General features: G+C 52.2%; 19 protein-coding genes. 12 read left to right on the forward strand and 7 right to left on the reverse strand.

The annotated features are described in order from the left end of the window. Positions 1 to 36 precede the first annotated feature (36 nt). From KQI79_RS01370 to KQI79_RS01390, 5 genes are read right to left on the reverse strand one after another with little or no spacing between them, the layout of a single operon-like run. Positions 37 to 831 (reverse strand): energy-coupling factor transporter transmembrane component T family protein, encoded by a 795-nt coding sequence (locus KQI79_RS01370; protein WP_216536421.1) that lies wholly within the window; start codon positions 829 to 831, stop codon positions 37 to 39. Next, a complete protein-coding gene (locus KQI79_RS01375) occupies positions 831 to 1,700 on the reverse strand; it encodes an ATP-binding cassette domain-containing protein (protein ID WP_216536422.1) in 870 nt (289 codons plus the stop codon). The genes KQI79_RS01370 and KQI79_RS01375 overlap by 1 nt, the downstream gene beginning before the upstream one ends. Then, positions 1,676 to 2,527 carry an ATP-binding cassette domain-containing protein gene (locus KQI79_RS01380; protein ID WP_216536423.1) on the reverse strand — a complete coding sequence of 284 codons (852 nt, stop codon included), beginning with the start codon at positions 2,525 to 2,527 and terminating at the stop codon, positions 1,676 to 1,678. Before KQI79_RS01380 ends, KQI79_RS01375 begins: the two co-directional genes overlap by 25 nt. Next, positions 2,520 to 3,077 (reverse strand): Gx transporter family protein, encoded by a 558-nt coding sequence (locus tag KQI79_RS01385; protein WP_216536424.1) that lies wholly within the window; start codon positions 3,075 to 3,077, stop codon positions 2,520 to 2,522. Before KQI79_RS01385 ends, KQI79_RS01380 begins: the two co-directional genes overlap by 8 nt. After that, positions 3,061 to 3,453, reverse strand: a complete 393-nt coding sequence (locus tag KQI79_RS01390) for a NusG domain II-containing protein (RefSeq protein ID WP_216536425.1) — start codon at positions 3,451 to 3,453, stop codon at positions 3,061 to 3,063. Before KQI79_RS01390 ends, KQI79_RS01385 begins: the two co-directional genes overlap by 17 nt. A 142-nt stretch (positions 3,454 to 3,595) precedes the next feature. Here KQI79_RS01390 and KQI79_RS01395 point away from each other — a divergent pair, with 142 nt between their 5' ends. From KQI79_RS01395 to KQI79_RS01405, 3 genes are read left to right on the forward strand one after another with little or no spacing between them, the layout of a single operon-like run. Continuing rightward, complete coding sequence (locus KQI79_RS01395) at positions 3,596 to 4,678, forward strand: FAD:protein FMN transferase (protein WP_216536426.1); 1,083 nt, start codon at positions 3,596 to 3,598, stop codon at positions 4,676 to 4,678. 52 nt (positions 4,679 to 4,730) lie between these two features. Then, complete coding sequence (locus KQI79_RS01400; RefSeq protein ID WP_367398123.1) at positions 4,731 to 5,276, forward strand: RNA polymerase sigma factor; 546 nt, start codon at positions 4,731 to 4,733, stop codon at positions 5,274 to 5,276. Then, a complete protein-coding gene (locus KQI79_RS01405; RefSeq protein ID WP_216536427.1) occupies positions 5,263 to 6,033 on the forward strand; it encodes a hypothetical protein in 771 nt (256 codons plus the stop codon). Before KQI79_RS01400 ends, KQI79_RS01405 begins: the two co-directional genes overlap by 14 nt. A gap of 42 nt (positions 6,034 to 6,075) precedes the next feature. On the opposite strand, the gene KQI79_RS01410 is transcribed toward KQI79_RS01405, so the two are convergent. Together KQI79_RS01410 and KQI79_RS01415 are read right to left on the reverse strand one after the other, a co-directional pair. Next, the gene (locus tag KQI79_RS01410; RefSeq protein ID WP_216536516.1) at positions 6,076 to 6,405 is read right to left on the reverse strand and encodes an ArsR/SmtB family transcription factor; all 330 of its coding nucleotides are present in this window, start codon (positions 6,403 to 6,405) and stop codon (positions 6,076 to 6,078) included. A gap of 79 nt (positions 6,406 to 6,484) precedes the next feature. After that, positions 6,485 to 8,125, reverse strand: coding sequence for a SulP family inorganic anion transporter (locus tag KQI79_RS01415; protein WP_253297892.1), 1,641 nt, complete (start codon positions 8,123 to 8,125; stop codon positions 6,485 to 6,487). A gap of 247 nt (positions 8,126 to 8,372) precedes the next feature. Here KQI79_RS01415 and KQI79_RS01420 point away from each other — a divergent pair, with 247 nt between their 5' ends. From KQI79_RS01420 to KQI79_RS01460, 9 genes are all read left to right on the forward strand, one after another. Beyond that, entirely contained in the window at positions 8,373 to 9,356 is a 984-nt protein-coding gene (locus KQI79_RS01420; protein WP_216536428.1) for an LCP family protein, read from the forward strand. A gap of 144 nt (positions 9,357 to 9,500) precedes the next feature. Next, positions 9,501 to 10,223, forward strand: a complete 723-nt coding sequence (locus tag KQI79_RS28125; protein ID WP_216536429.1) for a FadR/GntR family transcriptional regulator — start codon at positions 9,501 to 9,503, stop codon at positions 10,221 to 10,223. 130 nt (positions 10,224 to 10,353) lie between these two features. Further along, complete coding sequence (locus KQI79_RS01430) at positions 10,354 to 11,664, forward strand: ABC transporter substrate-binding protein (protein WP_216536430.1); 1,311 nt, start codon at positions 10,354 to 10,356, stop codon at positions 11,662 to 11,664. A gap of 78 nt (positions 11,665 to 11,742) precedes the next feature. Continuing rightward, on the forward strand, positions 11,743 to 12,615 hold the full coding sequence (locus tag KQI79_RS01435; RefSeq protein WP_216536431.1) for a carbohydrate ABC transporter permease: 873 nt from the start codon (positions 11,743 to 11,745) through the stop codon (positions 12,613 to 12,615). Beyond that, a complete protein-coding gene (locus KQI79_RS01440; RefSeq protein ID WP_216536432.1) occupies positions 12,602 to 13,444 on the forward strand; it encodes a carbohydrate ABC transporter permease in 843 nt (280 codons plus the stop codon). The genes KQI79_RS01435 and KQI79_RS01440 overlap by 14 nt, the downstream gene beginning before the upstream one ends. Positions 13,445 to 13,467: 23 nt before the next feature. After that, a complete protein-coding gene (locus KQI79_RS01445; protein ID WP_216536433.1) occupies positions 13,468 to 14,670 on the forward strand; it encodes an enolase C-terminal domain-like protein in 1,203 nt (400 codons plus the stop codon). A 151-nt stretch (positions 14,671 to 14,821) separates the two neighbouring features. Next, a complete protein-coding gene (locus tag KQI79_RS01450; RefSeq protein ID WP_216536434.1) occupies positions 14,822 to 15,478 on the forward strand; it encodes a flagellar brake protein in 657 nt (218 codons plus the stop codon). 23 nt (positions 15,479 to 15,501) lie between these two features. After that, positions 15,502 to 16,014 (forward strand): VanZ family protein, encoded by a 513-nt coding sequence (locus tag KQI79_RS01455; protein WP_216536435.1) that lies wholly within the window; start codon positions 15,502 to 15,504, stop codon positions 16,012 to 16,014. Between the two features lie 10 nt (positions 16,015 to 16,024). Continuing rightward, the gene (locus tag KQI79_RS01460) at positions 16,025 to 17,389 is read left to right on the forward strand and encodes a sensor histidine kinase (RefSeq protein ID WP_216536436.1); all 1,365 of its coding nucleotides are present in this window, start codon (positions 16,025 to 16,027) and stop codon (positions 17,387 to 17,389) included. Positions 17,390 to 17,433: the final 44 nt, after the last annotated feature.

Genomic DNA, 17,433 nt, shown 5'->3' on the forward strand with positions numbered 1-17,433 from the left:
TCATGTGATTAATTTCACAAATAAAAGCGGCCGGTTTCACGTAATTGTGAACACAACCGCCCCAATGAGTGCGAAGGAAGCGATAAATATCGAATCTCTCGTCTTCCATTGCAGTTCGTAATATTTCGTTCGCGGTTGTCCCAGTTGGAATCCCCGCGCCTCCATCGAATAGACCAAATCTTCGGCCCGCCGGAACGCTCCTACGATGACGGGAATGAGCAGCGGAACGATCATTTTGCCTTTCTCCCGCCAGGGGAGCTCCCTGAGGTCCGCGCCGCGCGAAGCTTGAGCCTTAATCACCGTTTGCGCTTCATCCCAGATCGTCGGGATAAACCGGAGCGCAATCCCGATCGTCAGCGCAATGAGCTGCGGATCGAGACGAATCAGCTTGAAAGGGGCGAGCACGTCTTCCAGCGCCTGGTTCAACTTGGCGGGCGTCGTCGTGAAGGTAAGGATTGCCGTGAACGACACGAGAAAGGCCATGCGCCATACGGAAAGCGCGGCTTGCCGCAATCCGCCCGCATGAATGGCGAACGCTCCCCAATCCAGCAGCGGCGGACCGTCGCGGATCAGCAGCATTTGAAATACGAACATAAAAATCATCAGATACCGAAGCGGTTTGGCGGCTTTGACGAAAGTGCGGAACGGAACGTTCGTCGCGCGCATGACCGCGAAGGAGTAGCCGGTCACGATTCCCGCGGCGATCCAAGAGTCCGCGAAGACCAGGATGCAAACATAGAGCGGCATCGCCGTTAACTTAGCGCGGGGGTCGAGGCGATGAACCCAGGAGTCCCGTTCGATATATCTTCCTAAGACGAATTTCTGCCGCATCACGACTCATCCTTTCGCCTGGCGAAAGCTCGCTCGATTTGATCCGCCCAGTCCGCGGGAGAGCCGTTCGGAGGCAGCGGGATGCCGAAGTCGCGCATGAGCGCCTGCCGCAGCCGAAGCGGTTTCGGAACGGGGATGCCGGTTTCCTCTAGCAGTTCCGGCCGCCCCCAGATTTCCGCCGCCGTCCCTTGAAACGTTACCGTTCCGCGGTCCAAGACGATGAAACGATCGGCGTAGGGCAGCAGTTCTTCGAGCCTGTGCGTTACAACGACGATCGTTTTCCGGTCCCGCTCGCATAGCTGCCGGAGCAGTCCCAACAAATCTTCGCGGCTGCGCGCATCCAGTGCCGCGGTCGGTTCGTCAAGCACGAACACATCCGGGTTCGTCGCCAGTACGGAAGCGATCGCGGCCTTGCGCATCTGGCCGCCGCTTAAACGAAACGGGCTGAGCGGGAGCAATTCCCGCTCGAGGCCGAGCGATTCCGCCGCCCGTTCCGCCATCTCCCGCGCTTGCGGGGCCGTCGCTCCGAATTGCAGCGGGCCGAAACATAAATCTTTCTCCACCGTTTCCGCGAACAACTGCTGTTCCGGGAATTGAAATACAAGTCCGACGCGTTTGCGCAGCAGTTGCGCATTGGGGAGGGGCTCGCCGGCGCGTATATGAAAATCGAGAATATGAAGCGAGCCGGACGAAGGACGCAATATGCCGTTGAAATGCTGCAGCAGCGTCGATTTGCCCGATCCTGCCCGGCCGAGAATGCCGATGAACCGCCCTTCTTCCAACTCGAGACGAATGCCGCGGAGCGCGGCGCTCTCCAAGGGGCATCCTTCCTCATACGAATACGTTACATCATGGAATCGAATGCCCATCGCCTTAGTTCCTCCAATAGCGTTTGTTCCCGGAAATGCATGCCGATGTCGATTCCGCGCTTGCGGAGCTCGCGCGACAATTGCACATAGAGAGGCGGCCGCAGGCGGCATTGCCTGACGACATCGTCAAGCATATAGAAATGCTCCGGCATTTCGTCGGCGACGATCGTCCCGTCCGCCAGGGCAATGACGCGGTCGGAAGCCAGAATCTCGTCCTCGTCGTGCGTAACGGCGATCATCGTATACTTTCCGGAGGCATGGAGCCGGCGCATCAGGCCGATCAACTGCCGCTTGGCGCATTCGTCCAGCATCGAAGCCGCCTCGTCGAACACGATGATGTCCGGCTCCAGCGCAAGCGCCCCGGCAATGGCGACCCGCTGCTTCTGCCCGCCGGACAGCTCGCTCGGATGCCGGTGCAGCAGATGGGCGATGTCGAACTGCTTTGCAGTCCGAGCAATACGCTCTTGCATTGCTTTCCGCTCGAGGCGGCGGTTCTGCAAACCGAAGGCCAAGTCTTCCTCCACCGTCGCGCCCACGAATTGATTGTCCGGGTTCTGGAACACAAATCCGACGCGCTGCCTGATCTCCGCCGCATTGCCGGCGTGAAGCTCCAAGCCGCCCGTAAAGATACGTCCGCCGCTGTGGGGCAGCAGCCCGTTGATTAATTTGACAAGCGTCGATTTGCCCGAACCGTTCGCTCCGACGATCGATACCCATTGCCCTGAAGGAATGTCCAGCGTAATATCGCGGATCGCGGGGGGGAGCGACTTGTCCCGGCGCGGATAATGAAAGGAGACATGTTCCAAGGAAACGGCCGTTTTAGTCATGTTCTCCCCACCCTTCAAACAACGGGATTTGGGACAAAGCCCGTATTGCGTATTTTGCCGCAATGCCGACAAAAATGCCTGTCGCCACTCCTGTCAGCAACAGTACGGGAAGGTAATAGAAGACGGTCGAACTGCGAATGACGATCCCGGCCGCGGCAAGCTGTCCGATATTGTGCGCGATGCCCCCGGCGATGCTGACGCCGATCAAGCTGAGACGTTTGCCGCTGACTGCCATGAGTATATACATGACGGCAAAGCTGAACAACGAACCGAACAAGCTGAACAAAAAACTGGAGAATGTGCCGAACACGAGCGCCGTCAAAATCGTCTTCAATGCGACAAGCAGCAGCGTATCTCTCCCCCGGAGAAAATAAAGACAGGTCAGCACCATGATGTTGGCTAAGCCGAGTTTTGCGCCGGGAACGGAAAAGTTGACCGGTATGATTGATTCCATCACGCCGAGCACGACGGCGGCCGCGGCGAATATGGCCACGGCGACGATGCGTTTCAAACCGGCCGCAGCGTCATGGGATTCACGAAACGACGGCATCGATCTCATCTCCTTCGCTTTGATCTGCAACAATTTCGACCAGTACGCGGTTCGGCAAACATACGATCGTTTGCTGCGGCTTCGAGATCCAGCCGAAAGTAAAGCAAATTTCATCCGGACAATCCGCCTCGAACATCTCGATGCCCCGGTCGTGCACGAACAGTACGTTGCGGCCGCGTTCCGTCTCGATTTCAATCCATTGCTCTTCCTCCGTCAATTCCACCGTCCGGTAAGGCTTTCCGTCCACGGAAATAACGGCGTACGTTGCAGCGGACGGTGCGGGTTCTTGCGGAGCGGGGCCGAGCCATTTCGGCACCGCCAACGCCAATGCGAAGCATACGACAATTCCGATCAGTATGAAGTCACCGCGTTTCACAGGCGCACCCCCGTTTGCTTGGTTTATGAGTTCATTCATTATACCCGTTCGCGCCAAATCGTTCTGTGACGATTCCTACAGCGGCGAGAAGATCGGATTTGCTATAATCGCAAGACAAAATTTCGATAGGCAGGGATCCGATATGCGCACGAAACCTTTATTTTCCGGATACGTTTTATCGCTTGTTATTTTGTTGCTTGGCGCAAGCGGCTGCGCCCCCATTTCCGCGCCGGGCGCTTCGAACGGCAGCGGGCTGCCAATCTCCCGCACGTATTTCGCTTTCGATACGATCGTTACGGTCAAAGTGTACGACGAACGCGTTACCGACGCGCATTTCAAGGAATTGGAAAGTTTGATGAAAGAAATCGAAGGGAAATTAAGCCGGACGATCGAAACGAGCGACGTCTCTCAAGTGAATTTGCAAGCAGGGCAAGAGGCGGTGCGGGTGTCCGACGAAACGTTCGGGCTCGTCCGCCAAGCGGTCGGCTATGCCGACTTAACCGATGGACGCTTCGACCCGGCGATCGGGCCATTGGTCGATTTGTGGCAAATCGGCAAGGAAGGGGCCAAAGTTCCGCCGCAGGCCGACATCGAGCGGAAGCGGGATCTTGTCGATTTCCGGAACATTGAAACGGATGAAACGAATCGTACCGTCAAACTTGCCCAAAGCGGGATGTCGATCGACTTGGGAGGCATCGGGAAAGGGTATGCGGCGGATCGCATTGCGGAACGGCTGCTCGAGATGGGCTTCAAAAGCGCGATTATCGATCTGGGGGGCAACATTATGGCTGTCGGGACGAAACCGGGCGGCGAACTGTGGAATATCGGCATCCAGGCTCCGGACGAAATGCGCGGAAATCCGATCGGGCAAATTCGCGTCGATAACCAAACGATCGTCACCTCGGGCGTGTATGAGCGTTACTTTATGGAAAACGGCCAACGCTACCATCACATTTTGGACACGAAAACCGGATATCCCGTCCGCAACGAGTTGATCAGCGTGACGATCGTCGCGGACCGCTCGGCCGATGCCGACGCTTTGTCGACGGCCGCTTTCGCCTTAGGGCTGGAAGAGGGCTTGCAACTGACTCAATCTCTGGATCGCGTCGAAGCGTTATTCGTGACGGCGGAACGCAAAGTATACATGACGGACGGGCTGATAAAGTCGTTCCGGTTGACGGACGAAACGTACGAGTTGGCAAATCTTGCCGCAAAAGCGAACTAATTTCCGATATCGCGTGTATATATGATGAGACAACTATAACGGAGGTATGTTCGTGGAAAATCGGATTTCCATGGAAGAGGCGGAGCGGTTATTCGCCGAATATTCTCTTTTCGTATTCCGTTCGGCCTACGTGCTGACCAAATCGAAATCGCTGGCGGACGATATCACGCAGGAGACTTTCATTAAAATCTATATGAAAATCGGCACCTTAGATCGGACCAAACCGATTAGGCCGTGGATTTATAAAATCATGCTCAATACGGCAAGGAACATGCTGCGCAAGCAGAAATGGCTCGTTTTGATCGGACAAGTACCGGAGACGGAGGACGAGGTGCCGGTGGAAGAGACGGTTCTTAGAGACGAAGCCAGCGAGGAATTGTTGCGGGAAATCGAGCGATTGCCCCATAAAAGCAAAGAAATCATCATGCTTCATTTTTACGGAGAATTGAAATTGTATGAAATCGCCGAAATTTTAAATATTCCAATTGGGACATGCAAATCCAGATTGAATCGCGCGCTCATGTCGTTGCGCAATCGACTGCCCCGTTCGAATGTTTACGGATTCACGAAAAGGGGGGAACTTTATGGAGAAAAATAACGCCGTCCAGATGAAAGATGCCCTGGAAAAACAGGTGCGACGCCGAACTTCCTCCGTTACCTTCGAACAGATATGGGAAGGATACGTTAACCGGGATGCCCGCCGCAAAAAAAAGAAACGCAACATCCGCCAAGCGGCCTTCGCTGCGGCTGCGCTTTTGTTCGCCTTGCAGACGGTCGTCGCCTTCAAGCCCGCTATGGCTTTTATCGCGCAATTCATCGAACCGAAAGTGGAGATCAAACAGGTAGTAAAGGAAACGGAAAGGAACATGCGTATCGTTTGGAAGGAAGGGGACGAAGAAATCGGAATTTCCTCGAAAACGGAGGCGGAACAACTGTTGGGCGTTCCCGTTCCGTGGTCCGACATGATGGATGCGATGCCGGAGATAAAACGGTTTATGAAAGTTGTAAAGAAGCAAGGCCAACCGCTTGGATATAAATACGCTCTTGGCACGAATGGGCGGATCATCGACATAGAAGCGAGGTACCTGATCGATTCGCCGCCGATGTTCTTTCTCCATACGATGGGCGGCGAGGCGGCCGTCAAAGACGTGACAGTAAACGGAGCCGAAGCGAAGCTAGTCGAATTTCACGATTTTCCGGTTTTTCATTATATTTATTTTCAATTGGAAGATTGGAATATTCTGTTGTCCGTGATTCAAGATATCGATGCCCCGCCGGTAACGGGAGAGGAGATGATCGCTCTGGCGGAATCCGTCCGATTTGAATCTGCCGCGCCGCAACCGGGAAAGAATTAGCGTCCGCGCAGGAAGCGGAAGATCAGGGCTGACGCGCGTCTTTTACTCGGCCCCTTCCAACTGATCGAGCAACACAATCGTGTCGACTAAATGATTGTTGAACACTTTTTTGGCCGCCTCAAGCACGTCGACGATGGCAGGGTCCCGCAGGGCGTACACGACGCGGTTGGCGTCTTTGGTGCCTTTCACGATATTTTTGGCGCGCAGCACCATTAATTGTTGCGATACCGCGGAACCCTCGCTTCCGATCAGGGATTGTATTTCATTCACATTCTTCTCCCCCTCGGACAACAGTTCGAGAATGCGAATACGAAGAGGATGGGCTAAAGCTTTGAAAAATTCCGCTTTAAATTGTTGTAATTCCAGGTTCATCATTGCGCACATACCTTCCCGTTTGATTTGAATGGGACATCTATTCTTGAATGAAATTACCTTATTCCTATGGTTTCTGTCAACCGCAAACGTCCGTTTTCCCCCGATGAAACAAAGAATCGGCATAACGGACCGCTTGGCCGGTTTGGGCAAACATGTTCGTCTCTCCGATCATTTTATCCAATTCGGTGCGCATGAACATTTCGCGCAATTGCGGCTGTACCTCGGAGATCAGCACCGTACCGCCGTAACTTTGGACGAAACCGATGACGCCGGAGAGATAGGAAATCCCGGTTGTATCGATAAACGGCACTTGTTTCAAACGAATGACGACAATGCTCGGCCGATCTCGCAGTTGATCCAGAATCAAGCGTTCGAACGATTGAGCCGCTCCGAAAAAAAGAACGCCTTCCACTTCCGCATAGCAGATCCTCTCTTGCCGGTCTTCGGCGAAATGTTCGCCGGTTTTCGTCGTGACGGAAATCGAGCTCATTTTTTTGACAAAAAGAACGAATGCCAATAAAAGCCCCGCCCCCACTCCCGTTATTAAATCGACAAAGACAGTGAGCAAAAAGGTAACGAGCAGAACGAGCGTGTCTCCGGTTTTCAAGCGAACGATATATTTAAAGCGCCGGACTTCGCTCATATTCCAGGCGACCGTCATGAGGACCGGGGCCATGGCAGCGAGCGGTATAGCCGAAGCGTATGGAGCGAATAGGAGCAGAATCAATAAGGTCACGAAGCCGTGAACGATGCCGGATACGGGGGATTGAGCTCCGTTTTTAATGTTCGTGGCCGTGCGGGCGATCGCTCCTGTGGCGGGTATGCCCCCGAATAACGGCGCGGCAAGATTGGCGATGCCCTGCCCGATTAATTCGCGATTGCTATGGTGGCGATCGCCCGTCATCCCATCGGCTACGACGGCCGACAGGAGCGATTCGACCCCTCCCAACAAAGCGATCGTCAATGCGGGAACGAATAAGCTTTGCACTTTATCCCATGTGATATTCGGAAGCCGGAAGGTCGGCAACGAACTCGGGATCGCCCCGTAAGTCGAGCCAATCGTAGCAATTTTATCCGGGAAGAACAAAGCGGCCGCACCTCCCGCGACGATAAGCGCGACGAACGAGCCGGGAAGTTTGGGGAACAGTTTCGGCGTAACGATAATGAAGAGGAGGGAAATCGCAGCGATTAGTACGGCGGCCGGATCCGTCGTTCCGACATGCCGAACGATTTCCGCCATATTGTCGATAAAGCGCTCATGTTTTTGAATCCCTTGCAAGCCGAGAAAATTGGCGATTTGTCCGGTAAATATGATCACGGCAATTCCCGCCGTAAAGCCGATCGTCACGGGTCTTGGAATATATTTGATGAAGGCCCCCATTTTCAACAAACCCATGAGTAATAGCATCATTCCGGCCATGAACCCGGCGATCAGCAAATCCTCGAATCCGTATAGCGTTACGATGCCGAATATGACCGGAACGAAAGCGCCGGTCGGTCCGCCGATCTGATGGCGGGAACCGCCGAAGACCGAAATGAGTATTCCCGCGATAATCGTCGTGTAAATGCCGTATTGCGGGTCTACGCCCGAAGCGATGGCGAATGCCATTCCGAGCGGCAAAGCGATAATACCGACAATGAGTCCCGACAGCAGGTCTTTCCACAGCAGCGCCAATGAATAGTTTCGAAAGCGGTGAGCCCGTACAAATCTCATCATGATACCCCCTTTTATATTTAATATTATGTATATTTGAATTTTTGAATATACATATACTGTTTCATTGTACGGTCAAAGCGCATTTCCGTCAATGGATGCCGCTTCGTTTTTGTTTCGACAAAAATCGTAACTTTCTTCCGGTTGGGTGCGTTTACATAGATAGAAAGAGATTCCGCCGCCCATCCGACCGGACGTGCACTTCATGAGCAAAGTGGGCCTAACGTCAATGGAAAGGTTGGTATGTTTCATGCTGAAGCAACAAGCCATGCCCCGCAAAAGGAGCAATCAAACCAAACGCAATCGAATTTGGCTCTATTCGTCATTAGGCGTCGGAGCGGTCATTTTGCTGATTGCGGCGTATTACGTCTATTCGATCTTGTCTTTCACGAAACAAATTCATGAGAATAGCGAAACAAACAATATGCTGGATCATCGTCGGCTGCACGAAGAGCCTGCCCATGAACCTCCCGAATGGGACGGGAAGGAGAAAGTCAACATCCTGCTCCTCGGCGGGGACGCCAGAGGCAACAGAAGCCGTCCGCTCTCCGATTCCAACATCCTCGTATCCATCGACCCCGAGCGGCAAAGCGCAAAGCTTTACTCCGTTCTTCGCGACACTTATGTGGACGTACCCGGTTATGGCAAGAACCGAATCAACACGGCTCTCGCTTTCGGAGGACCGGGACTTGCCATGGAAACGGTCGGACAATTGACCGGGCTCAACGTGCAATACTACGTTTATGTCGATTTCGAAGGATTCATTGCCTTAATTGACGCCATCGGCGGCATCGATGTCGATATCGAGAAAAATATGCGCAGAATCGATCGCGCCGACGACCCGAGATATAATATCGATTTGAAAAAAGGGGAGCAGCATTTGGACGGATTGCAGGCGCTGCAATATGTTCGTTTTCGCAGCGACGCCAAGTCCGATTTCGGCCGCAGCGAACGGCAGCGCAAATTTGTGTCGTCCGTCGCCGCCAAAATGAAATCGACGACGACGCTGGTCCAATTGCCCAAAGTGCTGAACAGTATCGCCCCTTACTTGGAAACGAATATCGAGCCCCATGAGATGTTGAAATTAGCCAGGCTTGGCATGCGGATCGATCTTGGTCAAATGTCGGACGTGCAAATTCCTCCGGCCGGGATGTTTAAGCCTCAGAGAATCGACGGTAACGACGTGCTCGTTATCGATCCGGAGCAAATCAAACAATATATAAACGAGCAATAAACTTGCTTGTAACAAATTGACGGATGAGTATGGCCTGATCCGTTGGAAGCTTGTCCGTCGATTTGTGCTTGACGAAAATAGTAAAACTTGCTAGTATATTAATTACAACTTGTATGACATGTTACAAGGAGATGGGGATAAACGGTGACAAACAATTTTAAAGCGATTGAGAAAAAGAATATCGTCGACGACGTATACGAGCAGATGAAAGAGAAAATCGTGAACGGAGTCTGGCAGGCGGGAGATAAAATTCCTTCCGAAAACGAATTATGCAGCATGTTCAACGTCAGTCGCGTAAGCGTTCGCAGCGCCGTGCAAAAATTAAGGGATATGGGCTTGATCAGCACGAGGCACGGGAAAGGTTCCTTCGTCTCGAATACGGCGGGAAGCTACGATTTGAAGATGATGGCTCCGATCATGAATATGAGCGAAAAGGAATTTGTAGATATTATGGAATTCCGGGAGCTCATTGAGACCAAGTGCATTGAATTGGCCGTCGAGCGCGCCGACGAACAAGACATTTTGGCGATTGAGAAAGCGCTTAACGAAATGAAGGCGAATCAAAACGATTATGCCAAATATTCCGTTGCCGATTATCAGTTTCATATGGCGATTGTTCATGCAACGAAAAACGAACTTTTCGTTCAAATTATGAAAAGCATGAAGCGGGTTTATTATTATCATTTGGAAGAACTGAACCGAGTATTGGGCGAATTGGAAGTCAGCTTGAAAGGGCATACGCAACAATATCAGGCGATTAAAAATAGAGATACCGAATTGGTGAAGCGATTGGTGCGCGAATCCGTTACGACGACGACAGACCGTACAATCAAATGGTTGCGTTATCAGGAAAAAAACAAAAAGTAAATTTTTTCGAATAACTTGTATGACATCATATATCATATGTCATATTACATTAGGTTGTCGCCGCGGCGGCGATTCTGTCGCATGACGGCTAACCATATATTTTACCTATTTCAACGAGGAGGTCATTTGCATGAAAAGAAAAAGGTATGCCGGTTGGATTTCGTTACTGATCGTGTTGAGTCTGCTCGCGAGCGCCTGCGGCCAAAAGCAGGAAGGAAAAACGGGGGAAAGCGGCGATCAGGTAACCACTATTCGCATCATGTCCGTCTCGCAAACGGAAAATCCTGACGGACCGGCCGAGAAAGCGATGGCGGAAGAGTATATGAAACTGAATCCGAACGTGAAAATCGAGTTTATCGGCGTACCGATGAACGATTTGTATAAGAAGATTACGACGCTCGCCACGGCTTCGGATTTGCCCGATGCGTTTACCAACACGCCGCAATTTATTCGAACGGCGTACAACATGGGCATTACTGCCGATTTGACGGAACTTTACGGTCAAGAGTATTTAAACGAATTTTATCCGAATTTGCTGGAAGAATCGAGCGTTGACGGCAAACTGCAGTTTTTGCCTTGGGTAGCGGCTCCCCTGGCGCTCGTATACCGCGGCGATTGGTTCGAGGAAGAGGGATTGAAGGCGCCTGAGACGTGGGAAGACTTTCTTGACGCCGCGCAAAAATTAACAAAGGATACCGATGGGGACGGAAAAGTCGATCAATGGGGCTTTGGGATGGTCGGTACGCGCAACGGCTCCGGTGCGGACCGCTTCATTACCGTATTGCGCTCCTTTGGCGCGGAAGAATTGAAGCAGGACGCGAACGGCAACTGGGTAACGGAGTTGGATTCTCCGGCGGCCAAAGAGGCTTTTCAGTTTTATGCCGACCTGAATAATAAATTTAAGGTGATCCCGCCCGGGGTGACGGAAACCGGCTTCCCGGAAGCGGCGAGTTTGATGGCGAGCGGCAAAGTCGCCATGATGATTACAGGCCCGAATGCATTGGGCAGCATTTACGATCAAAATCCGGAACTGAAAGGGAAACTGTACAGCACTCCGGTTCCGAAGAAAGAAAAACATATCGCCACGTTCGGTTTGCTGGGCTACTCGATTGCCGAATCCAGCCCGAATAAAGAGATCGTTGCGGATTACCTCAAATTTATGGTGAACAAGGAAAATTCGTTGAAGTGGAATGCTTTAAGCGGCAGGCTTCCGACGAAAATCGAAGTCGGCGAAGATCAGCAGCTGACCGGCAAAGATTATGCGGGATTCGTAGAAGCGCTTCAGTACGCTTTCACGACCCCCGATTTCAAGCAATATTCGCAATTTCAGGATATTATTGCCGAGGCGTACCAATCGATGATCGCCAGCGGCATGAATGCGGATGAAGCGACCAAGAAAGCGGCCGCTCGGGCCAATGAGGTTATCGGCAATACCAACTAATCCTTCAAGAATCGTCACGGTAAGGGAGTGGATCTCTGCTCCCTTACGGCCTTCTTGGTAATCTATGGAGGTACAACTATGCTGTCGTCAAAAAACCGGTGGATCGGGTATTGGTTCATCGCCCCTGCCGTCGTCACGCTTCTGTTGCTTGTTACATACCCGCTGCTATACGGGGCTTATATCAGTTTTTTCGACACCAACTTAACGACGAAGTGGGATTTTGTAGGGTTAAAGTACTATAAGGAAATCTTCTCGAATACGGAATTCATCGGCAAAATATTGCTTACTTTGCATTACACATTCTGGGTTGTTGCCGGCCATTTCGTAGTCGGCATGGGACTGGCGCTCATTCTAAACATGAAATTGAAGGGACAAACCGTGTTTCGCGTCATCTTGATTCTTCCATGGCTTTTTCCGGAGGTTGTAGTGGGACTGCTGTGGAAGTGGCTGTTCAACCCATTGTATGGCCTGTTCAACGCCGTATTGATGGGAACAGGCATGATCGACGAACCGATTTCCTGGCTGGGCAACGAACAAATTGCCGTTATCGCCGTCATTATCGTTTCGATCTGGAAGGGCTTCCCGATGGTCATGATGCTCATTCTGGCCGGTTTGCAAAATATATCGGAAGATATATACGAAGCCGCCAAAATCGACGGCTGTACGCGATTGACGGCGTTCCGCTACGTGACGTTGCCCGGGCTGATGCCGGTGATGCTCGTTACGCTTATTTTAGATACCGTTTGGTGGTTTAAGCAGTTTACGATGATTTGGATATTAACCCAAGGCGGGCCCGGAAATGCGACGAACGTTGTCAGCATCGATATTTTCAAACAAGCTTTCGATTATTTCGTGTTCGGCAAAGCTTCCGCCATGGCAATTATCGTCTTCTTCGTATGTTACTTGATGGGATACGGATACAGGAGGTTGTTTGGAAATGGCAACGATTAAAGGGAAGAAATCGCTGTTCAACGCATGCATGTACGCCATTCTCACGATCGCATCGGCCGGCGTGTTGATACCGACTTTGTGGATGGTTTCTACCGCGTTCAAGAGCAATGAAGAAGTGTTGAGTTCACCGCCGGTTTGGATTCCCGAACATCCTACCTTCGATTCGTTTATTCGAATTTGGAAGGACTATCCTTTCGCCGATTATTTTGTGAACAGCGTTATTATTGTGTTCGCGTCTACTTTGATTTCGTTAGTGTTCTCGGCGTTGGCCGGCTATGGGGCCTCGAGGTTCCGGTTTCCGGGCAAAGGAGCGTTTTTGACGTTTCTGCTTGTCACGCAAATGTTTCCTTCGATCATGCTGCTCATTCCGTTTTATAAAGTTCTAAAAACATTCGGGTTGATCGATTCGCATCCGGGACTCATTATCGTCTATATTTCGTTTGCGATTCCTTTTTGCACATGGATGATGCTCGGTTTTTTTCAAGGCATACCGAAAGAATTGGATGAAGCGGCCATGATGGACGGTTGCGGCAAAATGCGGACATTCCTGCAAATCATTCTGCCCTTATCTTTGCCGGGACTTGCGGCTACGGCGATCTACTCTTTCCTGATGGGGTGGAATGAATATATGTTCGCTTTCGTTCTGATGACAACGGAAGATATGAAAACATTGCCGGTAGGAATCGGCCAATTGAACGGGTTCTACAAAATCGCTTGGAACGATATGATGGCCGCATCGATCGTGTCCAGTTTGCCTTTGATCATTCTTTTCTTATTTATGCAGAAATATTTTATAAGCAGTTTGACGGCAGGCGCTGTCAAGCAATAACAACAACTAAAGGGCGAGTGGATATGGAGAAACTGAAAATTCGCAATATTAAAACGATTATGACGGCGCCGGAAGGCATTAATTTGGTTGTCGTCAAAGTGGAAACAACGGAACCGGAAATTTACGGCGTTGGTTGCGCTACCTTTACGCAGCGCCATTTGTCGGTGCATTCCGCCATCGAACAATATTTGAAGCCGTTTTTGATCGGAAAAGACGTTCAAAGCATTAACGATATATGGCATTCTTCGCTCGTGAGCGGTTATTGGCGGAACGGGCCCATTATGAACAATGCATTGTCCGGCGTAGACATGGCCCTTTGGGACATCAAAGGAAAGCTTGCCGGAATGCCGCTCTACGAGCTGTTTGGCGGGAAGGTTCGAGAGGGCGCGGCGGTATACCGGCATGCCGACGGCCTTGATTTCAAACAGGTGGAAGAGAGCGCGCGTTCGTACATCGAACAAGGTTACCGCTACATTCGCTGCCAATTGGGCACCTATGGCGGCAAAGACCAGTTGATCGTTGCGCCGGAAGGAGCCCCCGCCGGAGCTTATTACGATCCGAAAGCCTATATGAAAAGCGTGCTCGGATTGTTCGAGCACCTGCGATCCGAGCTGGGACCGGACGTCGAGTTGCTGCACGATATTCACGAACGCTTGGCCCCGATCGATGCGGTGAACTTTGCCAAGCAATTGGAGCCGTACCAATTATTTTTCCTGGAAGATGCGCTTCCGCCCGAACAGCTCGAGTGGTTCCGCCTCATTCGCCAGCATTCGACGATTCCGCTGGCGATGGGCGAATTGTTCAATAATCCTAACGAATGGATGCCTCTTGTTACGAATCGTTTGATCGATTATATTCGGATTCATATCAGCCAAATCGGAGGCATAACGCCAGCGAGAAAGTTAACGTCGCTCTGCGAAGCTTTCGGGGTACGCACCGCTTGGCACGGTCCGGGGGACACATCGCCTGTGGGGCATGCGGCGCATGTGCATCTCGACGTCAGCAGCATCAATTTCGGCATCCAGGAGTGGAACGGATTCAGTCCGGCACTTCAGGAAGTATTCCCGGGATGTCCGGAAATTAGAAACGGTTACGTGTATCCGAACGATAAACCGGGATTGGGAATCGACGTCGACGAGAAATTAGCGGCGCAATACCCTTGCCATAACGTTCTTCCGGAATGGACGTTGGCAAGGCTGCCGGACGGTACGCCAACTTTCCCGTGAAGAAAGCAAGTTAGAATCAGGCGAAAGATAAGCCTGGTTCTTTTTTTGTTTTCGGCCCGACGGGCGGAGCTATTTACACTTTCGGAATTGTTCCTCATAATGGAAATGGAAGATCCTTTATCGCAAAACGCTATAGGAGGTCGTTGACGCCATGAATACGGACGATATGGAGCTTTGGAACAATCAACTTATCGAAATCGAATGCGAAGACGGATCGGTCTATTTTACGCAAATCATTAGAATGAGCGATGCGAGTATGTACGTGCGAAACCCTGTCGATACAAATAACGAGCCTTTGCCGCATCATCTTGCCGGGGCGGTCTCGGTATACTTTTATGACGGCAAAGATAAATTCGTGTATGATTCCGCCGTTTCATTCGAAGGTCCCCGCGTAACGCTGACGAAACCGCGGCCCGATTTCAGCGATGTCCAAAGAGTGCAGAGAAGGAATTTCTTTCGCATTCCGGCGGAAATCGAGGTATGGATCGAAGCGGCTTCGGGCGAGAATGCGAAATATGTTACCGTCGATATTAGCGGCGGCGGCATCGCTTTTTACGAAGCGGAAGATAGGAACGAGGAATCGCTTTATCGCGTCGGGGACGACGTCATCGGCCATATGTATTTGGAAGACAAGAACGGCAGAAAGCATATTTCGTTCGGCGCGCGCGTCGTCGATTTGCGGACAGGCCCTGGCGGGAGACGGCGGGTGTCGATCGCTTTCACGGAGATTAAGGAACCGCTGCGAAGCGAAATCGTCCGCTACTGCATCCGGAAACAATTGCGCGCAAGGACAGCCGAGCAAACGTGAAACGGGAAGGAATGCGCCATTCGATGAAGTGGATAAAGAAACGTTTTTTGATATGGTTGGCGCTGACGGCAATTTGTATGGCCGTTATTTTTATCAAGTCCGCGGAGCCGTACGTGGAGCAAGATTTGCGGCCCGCGCTGGCGGCCTGGATTCCGCAAGCGATCGTGGACCATTTGCCGCATATCGAATTTTACTATGACGGCGGATTGGTTACATCGGCAAAGCCGTACGATTTTATCGAGTTTTGGATCCGCAAGGCGGCGCATGTGACCGAATTTGCCGTCTTAACGTTCCTATGGATGAAGACGTTGCTTGCGCTGCCGATCCGTGAGGGGACGGCGATCGGCACCGGCGCTTTGCTGTCGTTATTGTACGCGGCTTCGGACGAATGGCATCAAAGCTTTGTGCCCGGGCGTACCGGACATGCGATCGATGTTGCGGTCGACGCCGTCGGCGTCTTGATTATGACGATCGCATTCGTTCTGGCGACGGCGTACCGGAAACGTCGCGGCGCAAGACAGTCCAACGTGAAGTAAGGCGGTGCGTATGTTATTTTATTTTGCTGCGCTGCTTGCGGCGGCCGTTATTCTCATCATAAGCCAGCCCGGGAAGGAATCGAACCGCTGGGCGACCTTCTTCGTCAGTTGCGCCAGCATCGGCGGACTTGTCGACACGGCGGAAGCGCTCGGCTGGGAGCTTGCCGCGTTTCTGCTGGAGCTGGCGAATCATACATTGACGCCCTATGGGGCGCTGATCTTTTGCATCGTCTATTCGGAGTTGTTCCGGACGCGGGCGCGGACGATTCTCAAATTCGTTCTCTTGCTGCCGGTCGTATTGCTGGCGGTTCTGTTCTTCGCCTGGGGGAGAGAGATTCATTATATGCCGCTGCTCGTTTTCGTAGCGCCGTATTATCTCGCCTCATGCGCGTTATTGGTTGCCGCCTTCGCGAAGGAACGCGACCGGCGCAAGAAGACGAATCGCCTTATGACTCTATTCATCATTGCGCCTTCGCTGCTTGCCGCTTTACTGTTTATTAACGTGGGGCGGGCCATCGATCCGGCGTTTTCGTTTTTTTCGTATATTGCGGGATTTATCGGATATTCGCTGTTTGCCGGCGTTTTGCTCGCCTTTCTGTCCGGCTCCGGGGTGCTTGGCGTCAAGCTCCGCCTGGAGCGCGATCCGCTGGAAAGCGCGATCGAGGCGGTCAGTTCGGGAACGGCGCTGTTGAATCATACGATTAAGAACGAAATCGGCAAAATATCGCTCTCCGCCGACAACATCAAGTCGACGCTGTTGCGGGACGTGAGGCCGGAACCGGACATTCCGTCCGCCGCAGTCGAAGAACAGCTGCAAATTATTGCGAATTCGGCGCAACATATGCTTGCCATGGTAACGCGCATTCACGGGCAAACGCAGGAGATCGTCCTGCTGGAGCGGCCGCACCGTCTGGCGGATATCGCGGAAGCATGCGTGCGCCATCATATGCCGATGTTCGCGGAACGCGGGATCTTCGCGCAGATCGTGCGGAAAGCGGATCCTGAAGTGATGTGCGACGCGGTTCATTTGCAGGAGGTACTCGGCAATTTGCTTCGAAACGCCGCGGAAGCGATCCGGCCTGGAGCGGGCGGCGATATTCGAATTGTGCTCGCTCCGGCGAAACGCGGGGGAGTGACGATCGCGGTTCGCGATAACGGGCGCGGCATTCCGAAACGGCAGCTGGATCGCGTCCTCGAACCGTTCTATACGACGAAAGGGCGCGGCGGCAATTTCGGGCTCGGGTTAACGTATTGTTATCAAGTGATGCAGCAAAGCGGCGGTTCGCTTCGGATCGAGAGCGCGGAAGGGGAAGGGACGGCGGTATCGCTGTATTTTCCAGGCAACAAGGTGACAAGCATGCATCGCCCGGATTAGTGCCTGAGCGAGCCGCGGCACCGCAAATTTGTAGGACAAGGAGC

This window comes from Paenibacillus sp. MSJ-34, assembly GCF_018918005.1.
In the GTDB taxonomy this organism is placed as follows: domain Bacteria; phylum Bacillota; class Bacilli; order Paenibacillales; family Paenibacillaceae; genus MSJ-34.